The organism is Gracilibacillus sp. JCM 18860 (assembly GCF_055395245.1).
Genome location: NZ_AP043868.1, coordinates 3,314,088 through 3,338,289 on the forward strand (window position 1 = coordinate 3,314,088; position 24,202 = coordinate 3,338,289).

21 protein-coding genes, 1 pseudogene and 1 riboswitch are annotated in these 24,202 nt (G+C 36.0%); of the genes and pseudogenes, 17 read left to right on the forward strand and 5 right to left on the reverse strand.

Translation table 11 applies throughout. The features are described from left to right. Positions 1–172 precede the first annotated feature (172 nt). Positions 173–1,138: an aldo/keto reductase gene (locus ACZ5R4_RS16675; protein WP_054860246.1), complete on the reverse strand. Its 966-nt coding sequence runs from the start codon at positions 1,136–1,138 to the stop codon at positions 173–175. A 216-nt stretch (positions 1,139–1,354) separates the two neighbouring features. On the opposite strand from ACZ5R4_RS16675, the gene ACZ5R4_RS16680 reads away from it, so the two are divergent. The 3 genes and pseudogenes from ACZ5R4_RS16680 (at position 1,355) to ACZ5R4_RS16690 (ending at position 4,922) form a co-directional block, all read left to right on the forward strand. After that, positions 1,355–2,140: a helix-turn-helix transcriptional regulator gene (locus ACZ5R4_RS16680; protein WP_464367653.1), complete on the forward strand. Its 786-nt coding sequence runs from the start codon at positions 1,355–1,357 to the stop codon at positions 2,138–2,140. A 930-nt stretch (positions 2,141–3,070) separates the two neighbouring features. Continuing rightward, the gene (locus tag ACZ5R4_RS16685) at positions 3,071–3,646 is read left to right on the forward strand and encodes a TetR family transcriptional regulator (protein WP_054860247.1); all 576 of its coding nucleotides are present in this window, start codon (positions 3,071–3,073) and stop codon (positions 3,644–3,646) included. 62 nt (positions 3,647–3,708) lie between these two features. After that, positions 3,709–4,922: pseudogene (locus ACZ5R4_RS16690) on the forward strand (MFS transporter). 529 nt (positions 4,923–5,451) lie between these two features. On the opposite strand, the gene ACZ5R4_RS16695 reads toward ACZ5R4_RS16690, so the two are convergent. Beyond that, positions 5,452–5,844, reverse strand: a complete 393-nt coding sequence (locus ACZ5R4_RS16695) for a helix-turn-helix domain-containing protein (protein ID WP_054860248.1) — start codon at positions 5,842–5,844, stop codon at positions 5,452–5,454. A 229-nt stretch (positions 5,845–6,073) separates the two neighbouring features. Here ACZ5R4_RS16695 and ACZ5R4_RS16700 point away from each other — a divergent pair, with 229 nt between their 5' ends. From ACZ5R4_RS16700 to ACZ5R4_RS16730, 7 genes are all read left to right on the forward strand, one after another. Beyond that, positions 6,074–6,253 (forward strand): aspartyl-phosphate phosphatase Spo0E family protein, encoded by a 180-nt coding sequence (locus ACZ5R4_RS16700; RefSeq protein ID WP_054860249.1) that lies wholly within the window; start codon positions 6,074–6,076, stop codon positions 6,251–6,253. A gap of 1,011 nt (positions 6,254–7,264) precedes the next feature. Continuing rightward, complete coding sequence (locus ACZ5R4_RS16705) at positions 7,265–8,197, forward strand: AraC family transcriptional regulator (RefSeq protein ID WP_109985286.1); 933 nt, start codon at positions 7,265–7,267, stop codon at positions 8,195–8,197. Positions 8,198–8,281: 84 nt separating this feature from the next. Then, complete coding sequence (locus ACZ5R4_RS16710; RefSeq protein WP_109985287.1) at positions 8,282–9,214, forward strand: carbohydrate ABC transporter permease; 933 nt, start codon at positions 8,282–8,284, stop codon at positions 9,212–9,214. Positions 9,215–9,236: 22 nt separating this feature from the next. Further along, entirely contained in the window at positions 9,237–10,079 is an 843-nt protein-coding gene (locus ACZ5R4_RS16715) for a carbohydrate ABC transporter permease (protein WP_464367654.1), read from the forward strand. Between the two features lie 27 nt (positions 10,080–10,106). Then, a complete protein-coding gene (locus ACZ5R4_RS16720; RefSeq protein WP_181397632.1) occupies positions 10,107–11,465 on the forward strand; it encodes an extracellular solute-binding protein in 1,359 nt (452 codons plus the stop codon). A 453-nt stretch (positions 11,466–11,918) separates the two neighbouring features. Then, positions 11,919–12,563: a YesL family protein gene (locus ACZ5R4_RS16725; protein ID WP_277679180.1), complete on the forward strand. Its 645-nt coding sequence runs from the start codon at positions 11,919–11,921 to the stop codon at positions 12,561–12,563. Further along, positions 12,553–13,695 carry a DUF2264 domain-containing protein gene (locus ACZ5R4_RS16730; protein ID WP_464367655.1) on the forward strand — a complete coding sequence of 381 codons (1,143 nt, stop codon included), beginning with the start codon at positions 12,553–12,555 and terminating at the stop codon, positions 13,693–13,695. The genes ACZ5R4_RS16725 and ACZ5R4_RS16730 overlap by 11 nt, the downstream gene beginning before the upstream one ends. Positions 13,696–14,044: 349 nt before the next feature. Here ACZ5R4_RS16730 and ACZ5R4_RS16735 read toward each other — a convergent pair whose 3' ends face one another. The 3 genes from ACZ5R4_RS16735 to ACZ5R4_RS16745 form a co-directional block, all read right to left on the reverse strand. Then, positions 14,045–14,584: a phosphoribosyltransferase family protein gene (locus tag ACZ5R4_RS16735; RefSeq protein ID WP_109985291.1), complete on the reverse strand. Its 540-nt coding sequence runs from the start codon at positions 14,582–14,584 to the stop codon at positions 14,045–14,047. Between the two features lie 15 nt (positions 14,585–14,599). Then, entirely contained in the window at positions 14,600–15,673 is a 1,074-nt protein-coding gene (locus ACZ5R4_RS16740) for a guanine permease (protein WP_109985292.1), read from the reverse strand. A gap of 157 nt (positions 15,674–15,830) precedes the next feature. Further along, a riboswitch (purine riboswitch) is annotated at positions 15,831–15,932 on the reverse strand. A 468-nt stretch (positions 15,933–16,400) separates the two neighbouring features. Then, positions 16,401–16,682, reverse strand: a complete 282-nt coding sequence (locus ACZ5R4_RS16745) for a hypothetical protein (protein WP_054860253.1) — start codon at positions 16,680–16,682, stop codon at positions 16,401–16,403. A gap of 450 nt (positions 16,683–17,132) precedes the next feature. On the opposite strand from ACZ5R4_RS16745, the gene ACZ5R4_RS16750 reads away from it, so the two are divergent. Genes ACZ5R4_RS16750 through ACZ5R4_RS16780 form a run of 7 tightly spaced genes read left to right on the forward strand, consistent with a single transcriptional unit; the run spans position 17,133 to position 24,049 of the window. Then, positions 17,133–17,792 (forward strand): helix-turn-helix transcriptional regulator, encoded by a 660-nt coding sequence (locus ACZ5R4_RS16750; protein WP_464367656.1) that lies wholly within the window; start codon positions 17,133–17,135, stop codon positions 17,790–17,792. 24 nt (positions 17,793–17,816) lie between these two features. Further along, on the forward strand, positions 17,817–18,185 hold the full coding sequence (locus ACZ5R4_RS16755; protein ID WP_054860255.1) for a Rid family detoxifying hydrolase: 369 nt from the start codon (positions 17,817–17,819) through the stop codon (positions 18,183–18,185). Between the two features lie 21 nt (positions 18,186–18,206). Then, complete coding sequence (locus ACZ5R4_RS16760) at positions 18,207–18,965, forward strand: SDR family NAD(P)-dependent oxidoreductase (RefSeq protein WP_464367657.1); 759 nt, start codon at positions 18,207–18,209, stop codon at positions 18,963–18,965. Positions 18,966–19,004: 39 nt separating this feature from the next. Continuing rightward, positions 19,005–20,468, forward strand: coding sequence for an NCS1 family nucleobase:cation symporter-1 (locus ACZ5R4_RS16765; protein ID WP_464367658.1), 1,464 nt, complete (start codon positions 19,005–19,007; stop codon positions 20,466–20,468). 37 nt (positions 20,469–20,505) lie between these two features. Next, positions 20,506–21,735 (forward strand): M20 family metallo-hydrolase, encoded by a 1,230-nt coding sequence (locus ACZ5R4_RS16770; protein ID WP_464367659.1) that lies wholly within the window; start codon positions 20,506–20,508, stop codon positions 21,733–21,735. Positions 21,736–21,752: 17 nt separating this feature from the next. Next, positions 21,753–23,144, forward strand: coding sequence for a dihydropyrimidinase (hydA, locus tag ACZ5R4_RS16775; RefSeq protein ID WP_464367660.1), 1,392 nt, complete (start codon positions 21,753–21,755; stop codon positions 23,142–23,144). Continuing rightward, positions 23,141–24,049, forward strand: coding sequence for an NAD-dependent epimerase/dehydratase family protein (locus tag ACZ5R4_RS16780; RefSeq protein ID WP_464367661.1), 909 nt, complete (start codon positions 23,141–23,143; stop codon positions 24,047–24,049). The genes hydA and ACZ5R4_RS16780 overlap by 4 nt, the downstream gene beginning before the upstream one ends. Positions 24,050–24,202: the final 153 nt, after the last annotated feature.

The window sequence follows — 24,202 nt, forward strand, 5'->3', positions numbered from 1 at the left end:
CGGTTACAATAAAATCAAGAATTATTCCATTATCGGGTCATATTGTGGAATAGGGAAGGCATGCGCTTCATTGGAAAACTATGGAAATAGGCTTAGGCTACATTTCAGAAGAATAGCCTAAGCCTTTTTGTTTTGATTTTATATAAACATTTCAAACAATAAATCAGTTCAACTAGAACCGGCTCCCAGAGGCTGCTCCCTTCGGTGATATACGTTCAATTTCTGTCAACTCTTCATTTGTAAGGGAAATTTGGGTGGCCTCGAGGTTTTCTTTGACTCGTTCCAACCGTTTGGTTCCTGGAATTGGGACGATTTGATCTCCCTGTGCCAAGAGCCATGCCAATGCAAGCTGGGCAGTCGTATACCCTTTTTGCATAGCCATTTTTTCAATGCGGGAGGCTAATTCTACATTTTTAGTGAAATTTTCACCTTGAAAACGAGAATAATGCTCCTGTGGGTAATCTTCTGATAAATCCTCCAATTTTTTAATCTGACCTGTCAAGAATCCCCTCCCTAGTGGACTGTATGGGACGAGACCAATCCCTAGTTCTTTGAGAAGCGGCAAAACTTCATCTTCCACGTCTCTACTCCATAAAGAATACTCGGTCTCCACTGCGGTTATCGGGTGTACCGCATGTGCGCGTCGAATAATTTCAGCTGGAGTCTCAGAAAGACCAACATAACGAATTTTGCCTTGTTTGACTAGGTCATCTAAAGCACCCATAGTCTCTTCAATAGGAATATTCGGATCGTAGCGGTGCTGATAGTACAAGTCAATGTAATCGACTCCGAGACTATACAGGCTGGCGTCAACCGATTTTTTAACATAAGCCGGATCTCCCTTATAACCTTGATTATGAGTGATCCCAAATTTTGTTGCGATCACAGCTTCATCACGCCTACCCTTTAATGCCTTGCCCAACAGCTTTTCATTATCTCCAAACCTTGCCTGAAGATAACCATCATTTCCGTAAAGGTCTGCGGTGTCAAACAAAGTGACACCATTATCCAAAGCTCCACGAATTGTATCAACAGAAGATTGGTTGTCGGGCATGGTCATCGTACCATGTCCGATAGCGGAAACTTCCAACCCTTCGTTCCCTAGCTTTCGTTTTGGAACGTCTTGATTATTAATCATAAGAATGTCCTCCTTTGATTCGTGATATGCTTTTATCTTAACGAATAAACTTGGCTATAACCACTGCATGTTTATACTATTAATGTTATTAACAGGATTTAAAAATTGCCCATATTAAAACACCTGTATCAACAGTTAAGTTGAACAAATCATTTTATCTTAAGCAAATTGAAAGCTATACTGGTAATGCAATGAGAAAGGAATGAATCAAGTATTATGCAAAAAAGTGTACATTCTAAGGTATTTGGCCAATTTTTAAAGTCCAGGCGAGAACGGGTTCAGCCTGAAGAAGCCGGTATTCACATGACCTCGGGAAGACGAAGAACTCCGGGCCTGCGCCGGGAAGAGGTTGCTTATCTTAGCCACGTTAGTGTGACGTATTATACATGGTTAGAACAGGGAAAAGACATTCACCCTTCACGGGAGGTTTTAATGAATATTGGCCAGGCGTTACAGCTTAGTCCTGACGAGAAAGAACATCTTTTCAATTTAGCGTATAATGAAGCATTATCATTGCCGAATGAAGAACAATATAATGATTCATTACAAGTCACAATCGACGATTTACCATTTCCATCCTTCATTACAGATCAGCGTTCCAAGGTTATTTTTTGGAATCGAGGGGCCGAAACAATGCTTTTTCCGTTTTCTTCTTGTGCTTCCGAAGAACGGTATTTACTACAACTCCTATTTTTGGAGGAAAGTATTCGGGATCGTATTCAAAATTGGGACGAGTTTTCAACCTATTCGGTTGCAGTCTTTCGGGGCATTTATGACCGCTTTCCGGAGGACCCCATTCTTAATCAACTCGTTGTAAATCTAAAACAGCAAAGCAAGTTGTTTCAAAATCTATGGGAACAGCATCACATTGAGCAGAAGAAGGTTAGTTTTATTTCGATAAATAATGAGCAAGGCCAAACCAATCATTTCCGCATTCATTCCGCTACCCACGTGGATGGAAACGAAGATCTTTTTTGGTGTATGTATGTTCCTGTCTCTTAAAGTACTGTCCACAGCAAATTTTAACGTGTGGTTAAATTCACCCTTGAGCTTCCTCAACGGGCGCGATTGTTGAAGATCAAAGGTAGAAAATAATCAAACTTTATTTTAAACCAACAGCTGTAGGACTTTTATAATTGATTAATTTACTTTATATATAAAAAGTGTCACACATAGGTGTGCTCACTAATTATATAAGAGGTTTGAGTTGGTAAACAATCTGGCATTCGGTGGTACATTCCAGTGGCAGTAATCAGCAGCCCTTAATATTGCTTTCAAATTCTTGATAATTCTTTTTCCATCAAATTAGCAGAGAGTGTCGGTATGGAGTATGAATGTACAAGAAAAAGGTTTATATTCGAGTTTGGAGAATGGACAGATAATCTAATTTATTATAAAAATTCTAATGAATAAGATTTAATTAGAAAAAGCGATTGTTCAAGGAACAGTCGCTTTTTTACTAACTTGTGGCTTAGTGGAAAATTAAGTCTCAAGCAGTAGGAATGTTGTCCAACAGATGTAATAAATGAAGGATATAAGTGATAACGGACAAAAAGAGTGGAATCGCACCTCAAATTGCCCAATATAAAAAGGTATCGGACAAAAAGAGTGGGCCCGCATTTCAAACTGTTACTTTTGGAGATTTTTTGCATTATTTTTGTATTTATTTTGCGTGTGTAAACAAATGTAGCTTTAAAATAAAGTTTGATTAAAAATACCCCACAGAACCCCATTTTAGGCAAAATAAAAAGAATCCTTTTTGAAAAAATATTGATCAAAATGGATTCTTTTTCCCTGAATTAATAAACATTTTCTACCTATGTTCCTCCGTAAAAGCGGCCTTAAACGGAGGACTTGATTTCAAGATAAGTTTTTCTGGACTTATCGTTCCGTAAACTTTATACTAAATTATATGAATGGGGGTGTTGTAAGTTGGGTAGAAGGATTAGTTTTAACAAAGAACATGCTTTGAATAAAGCTATGTATTTATTCTGGGAGAAAGGTTATGACGCTACATATATCTCAGATCTTGTTGAAACGATGGGAATAAGTCGATCTACTCTCTACGATAGTTTTGGAGATAAGGATGAACTATTTAAACTGGTTTTAGAACATTATAAAAACTATGGCTATCGAAGAAGAAATTTACTTTTTAGTGGTAAAAACATTAAAGCATCATTTAAATCCTTTTTTTATGAACAAATTGAAAAATGCTATTCAGATGACATTCCAAAAAGTTGTATTATCACTAATTCTTCACTGCTTATTGGACATATTGATCCTTCCATAGAAGAAATACTTATAAATGATTTTAATGAACTTGAAAAAGTATTTAAGCAAGTCATTGAAGAAGGAAAAAAGAAAGGAGAAATTTCACAAGAGGCTAACTCCGAATTAGTTGCATATTCTTTATTAAGTCTAAATCATAGCATTAATTTAATGTCCAGATACAAAAAAGAGAAAAATCTGGCCTATCATCTAGTGGATAAGACTATTGCAGACCTATAGTCTTTCTTTTTTTTTAGTATTTCGGAACGAACGTACCAAAAAAATAAAAATAAACAAAAGGAATGATAAAGTTGACTAAAAAGACAAATTTTCTACTATTTATTTTGGCAATTAGTTGTGGTTCACTTGCTGCTAATATGCTCAACCAATTGTACAATTCATTGCAAAAGATCTGAACATCTCTTCTGATTTATCTGGATTACTCACTACCTTGACACAAATTGGGTATGGATTGGGATTATTTTTTATCGTACCAATGGCTGACTTATTTAAAAGTAAGAAAATAATTGTTATTCTTATTGTGCTTTCTATTTTTTCATTAATTGGTACTCTTATTTCGACAAAAGGAATTATTTTTTTAATATTAACAACCATAATTGGCATTGGGGCCTGTACGGCTCAAATATTAGTTCCACTAACAATGAGGGTTGTGCCCATTGAAGAGACAGGTAAATATGTAGGTAAGGTGATGAGTGGTTTATTGATTGGAATTATGATTGCACGCCCATTATCTATCGGAATAACTGACTGGTTCGGCTGGAGGATGGTATTTCTATTTTCATTAATAACGCTAGTTGCCGTATTACTGTTAATTATAAAATTTTTGCCTAACTATGAAGTAGTTTCAAATAGTAACATGTCATATTCAAAACTAATTGCTTCTATGGTGAAGCTACTAATAAATACTTCTCCTTTACAACAAAGAGCTTTTTATCACGCATGTTTATTTGCAACATTTAGTCTTTATTGGACAATAATGCCGATTTTATTAAGGTCTGAGCCATTAAACTTTTCAAATAATGAAATTGCATTAATTGGCTTTGTTGCAATAGCTGGAGCTTTGTTATCTCCTACTATTGGTAAAATAGCAGATAAAGGTTATATTTTTACCATGACGAATGTATCAATGGCGCTCGTAATACTATCTATCGTACTATTATTTTTTGTTCAAGATCATTCACTATTGAGTGTAATTTTAATCCTTGTCTCCGGAGTTAGCATCGATATTGGGGTATCAGGAAATGTATTATTAGGTCAAAAAGTTATCTTTGGTTTGAATCCCGAGCTAAGAAACAGACTTAATGGATTATATATGACTATTTTCTTTTTGGGAGGAGCCTTTGGTTCTTGGATTGGAAGTTATTCTTACTATAAATTTAATAGTGAAGTAACTTTACTCATTGGAACAACTTTGCCTTTAATCGCCTTATTAGTTCATTTAATAAAGAATAATACAATAAATTTATCAAAAACCAAAAGTAAATACATGTCCTAACTATTAATGTATCCCAAAAGTTAGAGTGAAAATCTAATTTTTGGGGTACAAACATTAGCATTATCTTCTACATCAGGAGCAAATTAATTACTATTATTGCTTTCTCCAATGCCTTATATCAGACAAAGTGAGTGGAGCCGCATCTCAAACTATTTTCGTTCCGTGAATAGTTATTACAATGTTGCTTTTTTGCAACAGACAAAAATCTAAATCAAATAATAAATGATTATAAAAATCCCTATAGCCCCAACAAATAAATAACAATATCCTAAAATCAAACCAGTTTTATTTTTATTTTTTTCATTATTAAGAAGTACAGACCAGAAATAATATGTAATAATGTGAATACTATTATTAAAGCTATAAATAGATACAGTTACAATCACTCCTTTAATTAGAACGAAATAATTGCAACCTTCTGTGTCCTTGATACCATTTAAAGTAATTAACTATCTGGCTGTAATTTCTTTTTGTTTATACAATGGTAACTCCCATTCTTCAAGGTTACCCTCGGATGACAAAATCTTCCTCAATCCCGCGATTTCTCCATCTGCATTTCATTCTGTAAAAATTTCCATAATCGTTGCATGCGTTGTAAGTCTGCTTCTGAAGCGCGAGATAATTCTTTTAATAGCCCAATTTGTTTCATAAGATAAACTGTGTCTAGTTCTTCATAGGTTAATTGTAAATCACTGATGGACTGGATATCAGATCTTTTATTATCTTTTAATCCGAGTAAATAATCAGTAGATACATGGAATGTTTCTGCTATCGCTTGAATCGTCTCCAAAGAGGGTTCATTTCTTCCCTGCTCATAATATCCATATGCACTAGTAGATATATTTAATTTTTTTGCCATTTCTTCTTGTTTAATATTATTTTGCTCTCTTAATTCTTTTAATCGTTCTTGAAAAACTAACATTCTAATCTCCTTTTTTGGTGCATTATACAACTTTATCTTGGATGAAAATAAAAATACAACAAAAAGGTGCTGGATTTATTTACAAACAACATTTTGTTGTATATAATGTATATGGCGATTGAAGTCATCTCAGTAAGGGAGATTACCACTCCTTAACAGCAAAGCAGTGAGTTATTAGTAAAAATAAAGATTTTTATAACTGTACTATTTTAGGAGTGAATCATGATAAATGAGTAAGGAGAGTAATGTTGACGATATAGGGGTTTTATTAGAAAAAATAGAAATAATGCGCAGAGAATTATTAGATATTGGCTTTCGAGATGGGTTAACCGCACCTTCTACTTTAGAATATAGCGAATTATTAGATGAAGAAATAAGAATTTATCAAAAGATAATCAAGGATATATAGCTTGCTACATACAGTAAAGCTGGAGTTGTATAGGATTGAATGAATACGGTGTTATGCTTTGCGGTAAAAGGAATAAACCTTGTTCTTTTTCAGTAAACTCTCTCAAATAAAACATTTTTCCTTTTACATATTTTGGGGTAAGTGATCCTTTTTTCACTTTGACATCATAGATTAGTGTATATGTCTTTGATTGCTTCAAGAAACTAAAGTAAAAGATTTAGTAGAGGTTGCCTATAACAACGATGAGGTAATTGATACAGAAGTTCAAAATCTACCCAAATTTGTCAGAATAGAAAATAGGATTTTGATAAAAAAGTTAGGCTTGTACTAAATACTGTCGATCATGTTGCTATTACCTTGCTGCTTGTAGAGATAATCGTAATAATGTTTCACCGAAAAAAGATTAATAAAAAGTAGGAAGCAAAAATGAAAACACGTTGATTGGATTAACTCCCAGATCAACGTGTTTTTTTGTAATGTAGGCTTCAGGTAGAGAGAACAGTCTGTCTATTTCACCCGACGATATGCTTTGATTGCTCTCTAGTTGCATACTTGAGTTCTAGTCAAATTAGTGATAGGCCCTTCGAATAACTATGATTAATATATTAATGTAATGAAACAAATCCTCATTAGCACGTGTAAGGACTTTTAATGGTTGTTTTACTAAAAAAAGCAATTTCCATCTATTGAAAGCAATTTCAGACAAGAAGCAAACAATTTTAAAACAGCACAAGGAGAAAGTGAATGTTATCTTTAATGCACAGATATAATCCCCTGCTTCGAAAATTGACTGACTATATTAAGCAATGAAGCAAGAATAAGGGTTTGACAGATATTGCCTTAGCTGTCTGATCAGGGAGCTTTTATGAAAGTGTTATAACTAATGCTACAAGTGAAAGGATCGATAAATGATGAGGGAGGTAGATTTTTAAAAATAATCGTGGTCTAGCCTAGGTATAATATAATTACGAAAAGTAACTTTTTCAAACAACTTATACGAGGGGTGTGTCTATGGATAAATTTGAAAATTTTCATTTCTTTTATCGAAGAATGGGCGCTAATTTGAATGAAAAAGACTATTTATTTCACTCACAAGATTTTTATGTCCACTCTCATGATTATTTTGAAATTTATATGTTTCATCGTGGTGATTGTAAGTATTTATTAAACAATCAAATTATTCAACTACACGAAAATGATATTATCGTGATGAATGGATCTGCTTTACACGGGCCTGCCCCTAACCATAACGTTCCCTATGAGCGGTCGGTAATCAACTTTTCGCCTGAATGGATAAGGGCCATTATTAATAGATTAAATGTTCCAGAAATATTGACACCCTTTAACCAGTTAGAAAATATCTTACTACGTGATATTTGTCCCAAAAAGTTTGAGGAGATTCAGGGATTACTAAAAAAGATTCATGAAAAACAGTTAACCATGATGAGCCATACCGAGCTAACCATTGAAAGGCGCATGCTAGAAGGTGTCACAACTACTTTGTTAATTGAACTCTTGTTTATTATTTATGAATTAACGAAGACTCAAGTAGTACCCGTTCCTACAGGGAAGAACCACAAGATTATGCAGGTAAATGAGATAATGACTTGGATTGATTATCACTACCATGAAAATCTCTCACTTGATCAAATTTCCGAGCAGCTTCATATCAGCAAGTACTATATGTCAAGGATATTCAAAAGTGTCACTGGTATTACCATTATGCAATATATGATGCGACGCAAATTATTGCGTGCCAAATATTTATTGGATATATATCCGGAAAAATCAGTATTAGACGTTGCATTAGAATCTGGCTTTGTTAGTGCTGCCCATTTTAGTCGTAAATTTCGAAAATTTTATTATGTTACGCCTTCAGAATATCGTAGTCGAGAAAATAAAGGAGATATGTCTAGTATGCTCAGAAACTATTATGAGCTCTAAGATTTCTTTGTAATAAATTTTTCAAGTATTGTAAGCGGTGCCAAGTGGTAATGTTGCCATGTAATTCAAAAGGAGGGAAAAAAATTGGCGAAAGACAAGGTAAGTATGAACCATTCAATGTCGTCAAGTGTCCATGTTCAATCATTGAAAGCTAAGAAAAAGAACAATAGGTGGATTTGGTATGTCTTTTTACTCCCGAGCTTTTTAGGTATTTTGTTATTTATGGTCTATCCTATCGTAGAATCATTTCGTTTAAGTTTCTATCAATCTAATGGAACGATCGAGAATTTTATCGGACTTAAGAACTTTCAACAGGTATTAACCTCTACTTCATTTTGGAACTCGGTGTGGAATACTTTTTATATCGCCTTTTTCCAAATTATTATTACGATCCCTTTAGGTTTTATTTTTGCTTCATTAATTAACTCCGTTAAGTTTGGACAAAATTTATTAAAAACAGTTTACTTTTTACCACACGTTACTTCTATCGTTGCAGCAGCTATGATTTTTCAATTCGTTTTACATCCTGATTTAGGGGTGGCAAATTACGCTTTAGAAGCCCTGGGGTTACCTGCTTCTTCATGGTTTTCCGATCCAGCTACCTCAAAATGGGGGGTCATTCTCTTAGCGATTTGGCATTGGATTGGCTTCGTCATTATTATCTGTCTAGCTAACTTGCAGGCTATCTCACCAGAAATGTATGAAGCTTCACGCATTGATGGAGCAAACAAATTTCAACAGTGGCTATTTATTACATTGCCTAACATGTCTGGAACATTTGCGTTTCTATTAATTACAGGCTGGATCGGTGGGTTACAACGCTTTAATGAAGTCTATGTGTTAGGTGGCCCGAGTGGTAGCCCGGCAAGGTCCATTCAAACTATGGGAGCCTTTATTTATGAGCGAGGCTTTACTGGTTTTGAGTTTGGTATTGCTTCAGCAGCCACCTACATTATGTTTATCATCATTCTTGTCTTTACCTTTATTAATTTAAAGGTATCAAAAATGAAGCTATAACGAGCGAAAGGGAGGTATTTCTATGAATCCAAAAATGAATGAAAAAGTAACAAATATTGCCCAGTTTGTCGTCTTACTTATTTTCGGTATATTACTTATGATTCCATTTATTTGGATGGTAAGTGTTGGCTTTGATCGAACCGCTAATATTACTCTGCCTTTTCCACCAAGGTTGATTCCAGAAGAGGTAGCAAGCTTTAACTATAAAATTGTCTTTGAGAATGGCAGACTTGTCCAATCCTATCTTAATTCTGCTATTGTCACCATCAGTTCGGTTCTCTTACAGGTTTTTGCCTCATTGTTGGCAGGCTACGCCTTTTCCAAGGGTACCTTTAAGTATAAAAAATTACTTTTTTTACTTGTGCTATGTACATTGATGATCCCAATGGAGCCTAGATTGATTCCATTATATACACTATTTAACAAAGTGGATCTGCTTAACACCTTTTGGCCACTCATTCTACCAACCGTGATTAATGGGATGCTAATTTTTCTTTGTAAACAGTTCTTTGATCAGCTACCATCAACACTTCGGGAGGCAGCACAAATTGACGGGGCCGGAGAATTTCGGATATTTTTCACTGTTTATTTACCTTTAGCAGGTCCAATTGCAGCGACAATGGTTATTTTATCCTTCATTTGGAGCTGGAATGACTTTATGTGGCCTCTTGTCGTTTTAAGTGATCAAGATTTGCATACGGTTCCTTTATATCTTTCAAGCTTCGCCTTAGAAAATGGAACCAGTCTAGCAGGGCTTACGATGGCTTTAGCTACGGTAAGTATCCTACCAATTATTGTCCTGTATCTCTTTTTACAGCGTTACATTATTCAAAGTATTGCTCTAAGTGGTGTAAAGGGTGAATAAATGATGAGAAAGAAGGAGGTTGGCGTCATGCAAGTACAAAAAAAGTGGCTAGTTGTTTGGTTCATAGTAATGTTAGGCATAATGGCTGGGTGTTCCTCAAGTGAAAGTGGAACAGAGAGTACATCGAAAAAAGAAGGAAAGTGGGCAGGGCAAACGTTGACCGTGCATTTAATAGGTGATTTTTCCATGGAGGATGCAACAGATCCTATTACAGGAAAAACAAATGAGGGTCTTAACTCAATAAAACAGGAATTTGAAAAGCAGCATCCTGGTGCAACAGTTGAATTTATTTTAATGCCATGGGAAGGGTATACGGAAAAAACACAAGCGATGATTACTTCCAATGAGGCTGATGTTTATCAGATGCCAGGCTTAGCAGATTTCGCTGCCCAAGGAGTGCTTGAACCGCTCCAATCATATATCGAAGAGGATCCCGAATTTAGCCTAGACGTATTTATTGAAAATCAAGTCAGTGGCTGGAAGGTGTTAGGACCTGACAGTGACGAGCTATCCATTTACGGACTCCCCTTAATCGGAGATGCGCGTTTTATTAATTACGATAAAAAACTGTTTGATCAATGGGGGGTAGAATATCTCTCGGATAATCCAACAATGGAGGAGATAGCTAGAAAAGCTAAACAAATGACAGGGACCAATCCTGTAACCGGTGAGGAGAACTACGGCATTTGGTTTCGAGGTGACTGGTCGTCTGCCTTCACCTTAGTAAACTTGGCAGAGGGTCAGAACGGACGCTGGGGCACAGGTTTTGCCTGGGATGAGATTCAATTTGAATATAACAGTCCAGAAATGGTCAATGGCCTAGAGTGGCTATTAGAGATGCAAGAATATGCTCCAGATGGCTTAATTAGTAATCAAGGGGCAGAAAGGTGGTTAACAGATCGTAACAATATTGCCATTATGCTGAATCAAGGACCAGGTGATTTAATTCTCCCAGTGTATGCACAAGGACTTGAAGATCGAATTGGAATAGCCCAAGAATTTAACAATGATGATGGTATTGGTGGCATGTTTGCGGGAAGCCCTGTGGCAATGGCAAAGGAAAGTGATAATAAGGAGTTAGCTTGGGAATGGATTAAATTTTCTGTTAGTGAAGATTTTCAAAGATATCTATTTGAAGAAGCAAATGCTATGCCTGTTATTAAAGCAGCTGAAGACTGGGAGAGCTATAAGGAAGTAGAAAAAATGATGAATCCAACCATCGAAGCAATGCGAACACCATGGACACCGCGCTATCCTTGGGCATCCTCTCAGCCTCGTTTTATCTTAACCTCGGAAATTGAAGCAGCATTAGCTGGAAAAAGATCTGCCAAAGAAGCCTTAGATAAAGCACAGGAGGAAAGTAAGGCATGGCTAGACAATAGATAAAGGGAAGTATCTATTATCTAAGATCCTTCACAAGCGAAGGCAAGAAAAAGTGGCTACTATAGCAACAGCCCATGCATTTAGGGAGTTCAGATGATAGTTTTAGAGAGCACTACATTCTTGCCCTTCGTTTTGTGCTTAGTGAAATTTTAGTTGCATATCAGTGATATAAGACAAAAGGAGCGAAATTGCAACTGAACTTGTCCAATAAAATAGGATATGGGACAAAATGAGAGAACCTGCAACTAAACTGTCCAATATATCCTTTACCCTGGAAGGCACCTTGCAACTACGTTAAAAAAGGCTTGCCAATCGAAAAAACGAGAGACGATACCGTTCTTTCATCGACTGAATCGGTCACGTCCTCTGACCAATGTTGATCCACCTGTGATGCACAGGCGCAGTTATGTTTCTAGCTTTTGTAAAAATGTTTAAGAGAATGGGAGGAGAAGCTTCATGTACAATGGGGGAATCATATATACTTCAGCCACTTGGATTTCACGACTAGCGTTTCTTAATTTATTGTGGATTTGTTTTAGTATCTTTGGCCTTGTAGTCTTTGGCTTTTTCCCAGCAGTAGTTGCCATGCTTGCCATTGAACGAAAATGGATAAGAGGGGAAAAGGATGTTACTATCTTGAAAACATTCTGGCTAGAATTCAAGCAAAATTTTATCACAGCTAATATTATCGGCTATAGTTTAGTAGTAGCATGCTTTTTAATCTATTTGAATATGACGCTTGTCAGCTCACTTAATAATTGGCTGGAGCCTCTTTTGCTTTTTATCTTATATGGTTTCGCTTTTTTGTTCGCTATTCTTGCCATTTATATTTTTCCAGCCTTTGTTCATTATCAAGCGAGATTGATAGATTATTTTCTTCATGGAGTAATGATCGCGCTCATCTCTCCGGTCCATTCGCTTTTCATTCTAATTAATGTCATCGCCTTTTTCTTTATTGGTTATTTTTTTCCGGGAATAATCTGTGTATACTTAGGGAGTGGAATTACTTTTATTGTTATGTGGTTTGCCTATCAATCGATTCAAAAAATCGAGAACAAAATTGTTGTAGAAAAAAGGAGGAACATAGTCCATGACAGATGATCGATCTTATTGGTTGAATAATATGTTAGCGATTGCGGAGCCATTAATCACAGAGCTTGAACGTGAAACCCTAAAAGAAAACATGCCAGTAGAGCAAATTCCTGGTAGTAATCGTGAGGCTTTTAGCCATTTAGAGGGTTTTGCTAGATTATTAAATGGGATGGCACCATGGTTAGAGCGGCAGGCAGAGGATCCAGCTGAGGAAAAACTTAGATTAACATATATTGCTCGGATCCAAAAGTGTTTGGAACATGCGACAGATCCTGCCTCAAAGGATTATATGAATTTCGGTGAAAGTGGTCAGCCTCTTGTTGACAGTGCCTTTTTAGCACAGGCGATCCATCGTGCTCCAGAAGTGTTATGGAAGCAGTTGGATACAAGTGTCCAAAAAAATATCCTGCAGGCGTTAAAAGCCACGAGAAATACTAAACCGGTTTTTTCAAATTGGCTATTATTTTCTGCCATCATTGAAGCTGTTTTATATGAATTAGGCGAAGTGGATTGGGATGCCATGCGTATTGATTATGCGATCAAGCAATTTGAGCAGTGGTATGTTGGTGATGGTATGTATAGTGATGGGGCATCCTTTCATTTTGATTATTATAACAGCTATGTTATTCACCCGATGCTATTAGATATTGTCGATATAGTAGGTAAGCATGATCAAGGTTGGTCGGATAGTAAGAAAAAAATAAAGGAAAGAGCGCTTCAATATACACGTATTTTAGAACGTATGATTTCACCAGAAGGAACATTTCCTGTTATTGGTCGATCGATTGCTTATCGATTTGGTGCCTTCCATCATCTGGCTAATCAAGTCCTGCGTGAAGAGCTTCCAGAAGAATTGGCTTTCGGCCAATTAAGAGCTGGCTTAACAGCAGTGTTGCGCACTACTTTTCGTAACTCCGATTTGTTTGATGAAAAAGGCTGGTTACAGATTGGATTAGCAGGCCATCAACCTGAGTTAGGGGAATTTTACATATCAACAGGCAGCTTGTATTTGTGTAGCTTTCTTTTCCTTCCATTAGGTTTGTCACAAAGACATCCATTTTGGCAAGAGGAAGCTGACATGTGGACGAATAAGAAAGCATGGAGCTCCCAACGTGTAGCTATTTATCATTCATTAGATTAATTGGAATGAAGGCTTATGATTATTCTAGACAAAGTAAAATTCTAGTTGCAAAATACTGACAGTAATTGGTGAATTATTTCGTCCGGGAGGTTAGCATTCGATAGTAAAATATTTTCTAGTAAGAAATAAAAGCAATGGACGTGGTTGTCTATGCAATGTTATTATTATTTCATTGTATCGATAAACAATGCGGTGAGTGCTTGAAGGTCTGCCTAGCATTTTTGGGGTATCTTCTATAAGTTAATACCAATATACAATAAATCGACCTTCCAATAGCAGGGCATATACGGAATAGGATATATGCCTGCTACTATCGGATAAGTCAAAGACAAGATAATCATACTCGAGATTACTCAAATATAGGCAATTTTTCCAAAAAGATTAAATCATCCCGATCAGCAGCATCGCCTTCCGCTAGAATCGCTGCTTTAGCCACAACCATGGCTCCAGCCTGTTGTACAAGCTCCTCCAGCGCACGAATTGATTCCCCAGTACTGATCACATCATCAACGATAGCCACTTTCTTTCCTTTTAGTAATGCTGCATCTTTTCCATCTAAGCAAAGTAGTTGCTCATCCTTTGTCGTAATTGAATTTACTCGGTTGATAACTGGATTCTTCATATATGCTTTAACACTTTTACGTGCAATAATGTATTCTTTTTTATTCATGATTCTTGTTAATTCATGGATAAGTGGTATTCCTTTTGCTTCAGCTGTTACGATATAATCGACAGATGGTAGTTTTTCTGCTAGTAATGGAGCGACATGGCAAACAAGCTCTGTATCTCCTAAAATCACGAAGCTCGCAATACTTAGCTGATTATTGATCTCAATGATCGGTAATTCTCGTTCTAATCCGTTAATCATAAGTTTATATGTTTCTGACATGGTTCTCCTCCTCGATTAAAATCCAAGTATTTTCATCAAAAATTCGATAACTACTCCTGACAACATGCCAAGAAACGGATCAGTTATAGCGGTGACAACCATCGTAATTGCCCCAACGATACTTTGTGATCCCTCTCCAGCAGTTAATGCTGCTGCTGCGTTTCCAGGAAGTGTCACAATAGCACCTAATACGAACAAAAAACCAGCAATAGAGGCTGTTGGTATATATTTACCAATTTTAGGTAAAAGCTTCAATAACAGAATAACGGCCATAATCGCCATCATGACGACACCAGACCAGACGGGATGGGGAGCGCTTGCGGTAGCGGAAATCACCACCTCGACTGGACCACCACCAAAGAAGGAGGATGCCATATCTGCTAAACTACTAATCATCGCAAGGATATCTACATTTACATCTCGTCCTGCAATATCACTATTAATATTTCCGAAGGCGATGTTTGCACCGATATTTAAACAAACCATTGCTAGAGCTCCACGAATAACCATTGGATTCATCACAAATTGTAATCGCTGAAAACGATCATTAACAAATGGTTTCTTTTCCTTCGTCTCTTTATCTCTACTAGTAAAAAAAGCAACAATACTAGATAAAATAACAGAAATGGTTATCGTGTATACTAAGTCTTGTGTCGCTAAATAGGTGATTAAACCTGTAGCGAAAGAAACGATTCCAGGGATTTTATCACCTTTCGCCATATCCCATGCAACTTTTGTTAGCATAATACCAACACCTGCCATCATGCCATTACTGATGACTGGGCCAATCCAATCAATGATCATTTCTAAAGCGCCAAAAGCGCCAATGACAAACATGATCAAGGCACCAAAAAAGATCATAGACAATCGTTCGCGCATATTTTTCCCCATCGAGCCTGCTACCGTAATGGTTTCTGCTTGGAAAGAGATAACCGCAACAGATCCAGTTAGACTATTCCCTAATGCACCTACAATAAAGGCCATTGCTGTTGGAACGGAGGCAAATCCAAATGCGAGTGCAAGTAGTCCTTGAGGCAAACCGTTTAGCACACCACTAAGGGCAGCTAAGATGTCTTTTAGTATTTCCATCGTACTCCTACCTTTCTGTTCTCTACGGAGCGAACCTCTATTACACTGCTACAGAAAATAGGAGAGAAAAACAAAAAAACGCCTATGGTATCCATAGACGTTTGTATATAAAAATTTATACAGAATTAAAGAATGATAGCTTTTACAAGAATGAAGCATTCTAACATTCAACGTCCATAGTAGAGCAATTATCGGTTGCTCCGTAGAAACTCCCAGACCATATTACCAGGATTATATGATAAAGTTTTGTTTACTTTTGTAATTTATCATATTATGTCGAATGAGACAAGGTATTCTTTGAAGTTAAAATATGGAGTTTAAAATGGAGAGCACCTATAAGGCAGTTTCTTTTTAATATTGAGAGTAAAGATGTATATAAAAGGGTAGAGGAGATTAAGGAAAAAAAATAAGTCTATCATGAGCACTGAAATCAATAGAAATAATGCGCAAAGAATTATAAGATATCGTTTCTCGAGATCGATTAACGGCATCTTCTACGATAAGATACAGTGAATCATTAGACGAACATGCCCTAATCTTTACTTTCACATAATATATGTCATAAGAGGTATATTGTTGGGATTCAGAATGCGGACGCAGGGTATACGAGTCGTTAGGTCACGATTCAGAAAAAGGCTATATACTGACTGAATGGGTAGAAACCAAGGAACTCCTTCGCTTCTAATAGTGAAGAGTTCCTTTTTATAAGCTTTAATTAAAAAATAATTTAAGGATCTTGAAAGCCAAAGATAGCTACAAATACGTAGGCTGAATTCAATATAAGGAAACTCACACCAAAGACAAGTAACAATGTCTTAACAGTCCCTTTTCTTGACACGAAACCGAACATTATACTAATTAATCCATAAATGATAGGGAGTAGCACCCCAATGAGTCCCTTTTGATCAAATGTCACTAATTTAACCCATTCGTAATCATACTTGACTATTAGTGGTACCATACTTAATATCACAAATACTAAAGAAACTACAGAATAAAAATTTCGCATATACAGACCCTCCTTTTGCTCGAGTCCTTAGCTTATATATATGAAAATAAGGTAGGATTAAACACTTTATACTATTATATATATTTCCACATCGGGTCCTATCATTCCTTCTATTACTAATCTCTCAGATAGTTTAATTGTAAATTTTTAAATATATTTTTTGACGAATACTTCTACATACAAAAAACAGATAAATAAGACAGTGTTTAGAAATGAGCCATAGACAAAGACTTGGAGGACCGTTCTATCTATAGCTCATTTTTCTATTGTTCAATATCTATGTGATTTTGGTTTTCAAACCATTTCATTTGTTTCTTTTTGATAAATGGTGGTCGAAAATTTTTGCAACAATTAGAATAAAATAATTAATAAACTAAAAAAAATATTGACAACCTAAAAAAAATTAATTATGATGTCATTATGAAATTTCATAGATAGGAGCTCTTAAAATTGGAACATATTAATGATGAAATGGAATTTTTAACTTCAATGGTAAAAGGTATTGCTAAGCAGTTTGGAAATAATTGCGAGGTGGTACTTCTGGATTTAACACAACACGAAAAATATGGAAGCGGTTTAATTGTATTGATTGAAAATGGTCATGTAACCGGAAGGAAAGTAGGGGATACAGGAACTAATTTAGGATTGGAAGTTTTAAGGGGAACGGATCGCGAAGGAGATAAACACAACTATCTAACAAAGACTAAGGATGGAAGAATGTTAAGGTCAACTACCATGTACATTCGAAATAGTAAAGGGAGACCTATAGGGTGTATATGTATTAATTACGATATTACAAGCCTTATGGTGGCAGAATCAGCTATTAAAGAATTCACAGATTTAAGCAATGTAAACACTGATGTAAAAGAAGTATTCGTAAATAACGTAAATGATGTATTAGCAGTTTTAATCCAAGAAGCTCAAAATCACATAGGTACACCAGTAGCGCTTATGAGTAAAGAAGATAAGATGAAGGGAATAAAGTATCTAGACGAAAAGGGTGCCTTTCTTATTCAAAAATCAGGTGATAAAATCTGTGATTACTTTAATATCTCAAAATACACACTCTATAATTACTTAGATGTAGTACGTAGTGAACAGAAAGCATAGTAAAAATATTTGGGAGGGATAATTATGAAGGAAATTATTAATACAAACTTGGCACCAAAACCAGGTGGACATTTTTCACAAGGAGTTAAAGTAAATCAAACGATCTATGTTGCAGGACAGGCACCAGTGGATCCAAAAACAGGTGAAATTCCGAAAACGATAGAGGAACAAACAAGACAAGCATTAACGAATATTAAGAATGTATTAGAAGCAGCAGATGCTAAATTAGAAGATGTTGTTAAAGTAAACACATATTTAACTAATTTAGAAGATTTTGAAGCATATAACAAAGTCTATCAGGAGTTCTTTATTGATAATCTACCAGTGAGAACGACAATTGGGTGTGATTTAAAAGGAATACCTATTGAAATCGATGCTATTGCTGAATTGTAAGATGTAGAAGGAGTGATTTGATTGAAATTAGCAAATAAAGTAGCAGTTATTACTGGGGCAGGGCCTGGAGGGGGTATCGGCTCTACTATAGCCAAAGCATTCCTTCAGGAAGGGGCAAATGTATCGTTAAACTATCTGGCAAGAAATTCTGAGGAAAAGGAAAAGTTTCAAACTGAAATGGAGCCATTTGGAGATAAAGTGATGATAACAGAGGGGGATATTTCTAAAGAAGAAACGACGAACAAATTAATTTCTAATACAATCGGTGAGTATGGCAAAATCGATATTTTGGTAAATAGTGCCGGAATCTCAACCCCCACTCTTATTCATGAAATGGACTTACGAACATGGAATCGGATGATCGAAGTTAACTTAACTAGTGTTTTTCTAACTACAAGATTAGTGGTTCCGTATATGATAAAAAATAAATTTGGTAGGATTATTAACATATCTTCACAGGTTGCTCAAAAAGGTAGTGTGGAACATAGTCATTATGCTGCAGCTAAAGCTGGGGTTATTGGATTTACTAAGTCTGTGGCATTAGAACTTGGAAACTATGGGATAACAGCAAATTGTATAGCCCCTGGTCCTATAGAAACACAACTAATGAACGAAGTAAGTGAAACCTGGAAGGATAACAAGAAGAATGAATTGGTTATTCCTCGATTTGGTAAAGTCGAGGAGGTAGCTCCTACCGCTGTTTTTCTTGCCTCTGATCCTGATGGGAATCTATATACAGGCCAAACACTAGGACCAAATTGCGGAGATGTGATGTTTTAATTTAAACGTAATATTTTAAACTTAATGGGAGGGATAAAAGTGGAAAATGAAAGGGTTTTAATTGATGGTAAAGAGCCACATGAAAATTTGTATAACTCTGACCTTGCACCATTGACAGGTAAAAAGAAAAATTGGACATGGTGGGCCTATGCAGCAATTTGGATGGGGATTGTACACAATATAGTTGCATGGGAAGTCGCTGCCAATTTACTCGTATCAGGAATGAGTTTTTGGCAAGCATTCGCTTGTATATCTTGTGCTTATTTAATTGCTTTTATCGCAATTGCATTTAATAGTTATTCGGGATCAAAGTATGGTGTACCATTTCCTGTACTAATCCGTGCTAGCTTTGGAACAAAAGGTGCACAAATACCTGTATTTATTCGAGCGTGCTTAGGAATTTTTTGGTTTGGCGTTCATATGTACATTGGAAGTATTGCTGTAAATGTCATTCTCGCTTCCTCCTTTCCAGCATGGGATAGCCTCGGAGATATCAATGTCTTAGGTCTTGGTTTAAATGAATTTGTTGCATTTGCGATTACCTTTATATTACACGCTTTTGTCATCACCCATGGAATGGAACGAGTAAGAAAATTTGAATCATGGGCAGGTCCAGTAATTATGATCATTGCAGTAGGATTAGTAGTCTGGGCTGTAAATGTTGCCGATGGGTTTGGTAATTTAGTATCCATCAATTCAACCATATCAAATAATGATTTTTGGCCGACATTCTTTCTAGGGATGACTGCTTTACTTGGTACAGTTGCGACTCTTATATTAAATATTTCTGATCTAACTAGATTTTCAAGATCTCAAAAAGATCATATTATCGGACAAGGAATGGGGATGCCGACAATGTTTATCCTGTTTTCGTTAATGGCACTATTAACTACAGCAGGTACGATGTATGCATTTGAAGAACCGATAACCAATCCAATTTATGTTTTAGCTCAATTTGAAAACCCTTTCATTATAATAGTCGGCGCAGTCTCCATTTTAATTTCAACCTTATCAGTAAACGTTGCAACAAATGGAGTTGCGGTTGGATATGATTTAACAAACTTGTCACCATCTAAATTGAATTTTCGTAAATCTGGTGCAATCGCTTTAACAATCGGTGCTATTTCTGCACCTTGGCTCTGGTATGAAGAAGGTGGATCATTAGATATGGTGTTAGGGGCAATTGGAGCAACAATGGCTCCAGTACTAGGGATTATGTTAGTAGATTTCTTTATTATTCGGAAAAGAAACTATGACCTTGGGAGCTTATTCCGACACGATGGAATATATGGCGGCTGGAATCGAGACGGATTAATAGCGTTTATAGTGGGAGCTTTAATTGCATACAGTGGATTAATCATTCCATCCATCAGCTACTTATATAGTTATAACTGGTTTATTGGTGTTGGAGCGGCGGCTGTAACTTATCTTATTTTAATGTGGTCAAAAAGAAAAACTATGATGGATGCTAAAACTAAAGATTCAAGTGATAAAGTAATTTAAACTGATATGTCCAAAAAATGATATGGAGGTCTCTGTTGTGATTAATAAAGAAAGATTAGAACATAGAATAGAAGCGTTAGCTCAGATTGGAAAAACTAAGGATGGAGGTGTTACTAGAATAGCTTTAACGGAAGAATATAGACAAGGACTGGACTTAATTTCCGAATGGATGCAAGAGGCAGGAATGGAGGTTAAATTAGATCAGGCAGGAAATTTAATTGCTAGAAAAGAAGGAACAGTGCCTGGACTAAAGGCTGTTGCATTAGGCTCTCATGTCGACTCTGTTGGAAATGGTGGAAAATATGATGGGACAGTTGGTGTTATTGCAGGAATAGAAGTTGCACAGCATATAAAGGAAGAAGGTATTCCAAATAAGCGACCTATAGAAGTAATAGCATTTTGTGAAGAAGAAGGATCAAGGTTTCAATCTGGTGGTGTTTTTGGAAGCAGGGCGATGACAGGTAATTTAACGGAAGAAGACCTTAACGTAATCGATAGTAATGGCGATTCGAGGTATGAAGTGCTAAGAAATTTTGGTTTAAACCCAGATAATATGGCCAAAGCAATAAGAAGTGGGGATGAGTTTGAACTATATTTAGAAATGCATGTGGAACAAGGGCCAATTTTGATTCGGGAAAATGTCCCAGTCGGAATTGTAACGGCAATTACTGGTCTATCTTTAACAGAGGTGACTTTTGAAGGGGAATCGAATCATGTGGGTGCGATTCCTATGGACTTACGTTATGATGCTTTATTAGGCGCAAGTGAAACAGCTTTAGCAGTAGAAGAAATTGTCAATAAGTATGGAGGAAATGCCGTAGGAACAGCTGCCACAATGGATGTGGAACCAAGTCAAGTGAATATTATTCCAGGTAAAGTTTCTACTGTTATTGATATTCGTGATACCGATTTAGATAGGAGAGAGGCTATTCTTCATGAGCTCAAAAAAAGAGTGAAGGAAATCAGCGAACGGAGGAAGTTAAAGAACGAGATTACGAGTAAATTAAAAGCCAATCCTGCGAAGTCAGCTACCCATATATTAGAAACTATGAAACATAAAAGCAAGGAGCTTGGCTTGAAGACTTATGAAATGCCGAGTGGTGGAGGTCATGATGCACAGCTAATGGCAGAAATTACAGATATGGCCATGATATTTGTTAGATCTGAAAATGGAAGTCATAATCCGAAAGAGTTTGCTTCAGCAGAGGATATTAAGCTGGGGACAGATTTATTAGCTAATACTGCCATTCATTATATAAACCGATAAAGACAGGAGAGGGTAACATGGCTACAATTGTGCAAAACGGAATATTAGTTACAGCTTCTGACACTTTTCAAGCAGATTTAAAAATAAATAATGGAAAAATAAGTATGATATCTAATCACATAAATGGTGAAAAAGGAGATACTATCATCAATGCTGCGAACAAATATGTACTTCCAGGTTTAATTGACCCACATACTCATCTTGCACTTAACGGTACTTTAGATGACTTTGAAACTGGCACGAAAGCAGCAGCATCTGGTGGAGTAACTACTATTATCAACTTTACAGATCCCGACAATTCACAAACTTTTTTAGAAGATTTAATGGAATGGAAAAATAAGGCCAAAAAATCGTTAATAGACTACGGCTTTCACTCCATCATTAATAAATGTAACTCAGATGTTCTAAAAGAAATATCTAGACTACCAGAAGAAGGGGTAACATCCATTAAATTGTTTACGGCATACAAGGAAAACATGGTAAATGATGATGAGATTTATTTGCTAATGAAAGCGGCGAAAAAAGAAGGGATGGTAACCAATGTCCATGCCGAAAACGGTAGGATAATCGATCAGCTTATTGAAGAGGCATTGGACAGAAAGAACACAAAAGCCATTTATCATGCGTATACTAGACCTGCATCATTGGAGGCAGAGGCAACAGCGAGAGTATTACGAATTGCCGAGATTACAGAAGCTCCAACTTATATTGTTCATATATCCTCTGAAGAGGCATTGACAGAATTTAAGAGGGCAAAGGAAAGAGGAGTCAACGCTTTTGGAGAGACTTGTCCTCAATATTTAGTTTTGGATGAGAATTATTTAAAAAAAGAAGATAAGGAGGCCGTTAAATATATTTGTTCTCCACCATTAAGAACAAAAAGAGATCAAGAAGCACTTTGGGATAAAATTAAACTAGGAGCCATCTCTACTATTGGTTCTGATCATGCATCTCATCCATATGTAGATGGTAAAGAAAAAGGAGTTAATAACTTCACGAAAGCTCCGAACGGCTTACCAGGTATAGAAAGCACCCTTCAACTACTCTATCATTACGGAGTTTATGAAGGTAGAATAACGTTGCCAAAGCTTGTTGAAATAACAAGCCAGAATCCTGCTAAGATTTTTGGTTTGTATCCAAGAAAAGGAAGCCTCAATATTGGTAGTGATGGTGACATAGTCATTTTTGATCCAAATAAATCTAGTGTTATCACGAAAGAAACTCAGAAACAGGGAACAGAGTATAACGTATATGAAGGTATGGAGGTTCAAGGGGATATTGATTTTGTTTTATCCAGAGGAGAAGTTATCGTTATGGATAAACAGATTGTTGGAAAAACAGGCCGTGGAAAATATTTATATCGAAATAGATTTTGTGACTGGCCTCGCGAAGAGGTAGGTACAGAATGAATATATTAGTAACAGGTAGCAATGGTTTGATAGGAAGCCACTTAGTAGATTTTTTATTACAAAAGAACCTTCGTGTTATTGGTGTTGATATGAATCAGCCCAAAGAAGGATTACCTCATTTTAGTTTTGAACAGGGAAGTGTCGATGATTTTCCCTTTTTGGCTTCCGTGTTAAAAAAATATAAAATTGATAAAATTATTCATGGTGGTGGAATATCTCACCCAAAAGGTTTTGAAAATTCCCCAAATAAGATAATTAATACAAATATAGTAGGAACTTCAAATGTACTGGAGGCAGGGAGACTTTTTGATGTACAGCAAATTGTTTATTTAAGCTCAGCAGCTGTTTATGGTAATAACAAAAATACTAGCTTAAATGAAAGAGTTTTGCCTACGCCAGCCTCTATATATGGTGTAACTAAGGTAACAGGTGAATATTTAGCTAGAGTTTATTTCGAAAAATATAGAATAATGACAACCTCATTAAGGCTTCCCTTTGTGTACGGTCCTGGCCGGGTGACGCATGATCCAATTAAGTATATGCTAGAAAAAGCCTTAAATAATGAAAATGTAATAGAAAATACAGGGTTAGACCAAAACTTAGAATATATTTATGTTAAGGATGTCGTTAACGCGATATGGTTAACTATAACTTCTAATAATGCAAATGGATTAACATTAAATATAGGAAATGGGAGCTTAACAAATTCAAAAGAAATCATAGCTGTTCTGAACCAGCTGTTTCCAAATACAGTATTTGAATTAGGTCCAGGTGATTTTGGATATGATGAAATTTCTCCGCTTGATGGTACAAAAGCTAGAGAGGTACTGAAGTTCAAGCCTTCCTATTCGATTGAAGATGGAATAAATGAATATCATGATTTTTTAAAAAAATCATGTAGTTAACAATTTCTTGATAAATAGGCATCAAAAACTCATATGTTTTTGATGCCTATTTTGTAATATAGGAAAGCGTTACGAATAATAGTTAGTAATCTTAAATCTGTATACGAAAAATTTTAACTGTTGACATCGTTTTCTTTTGTTGATACTATTTTA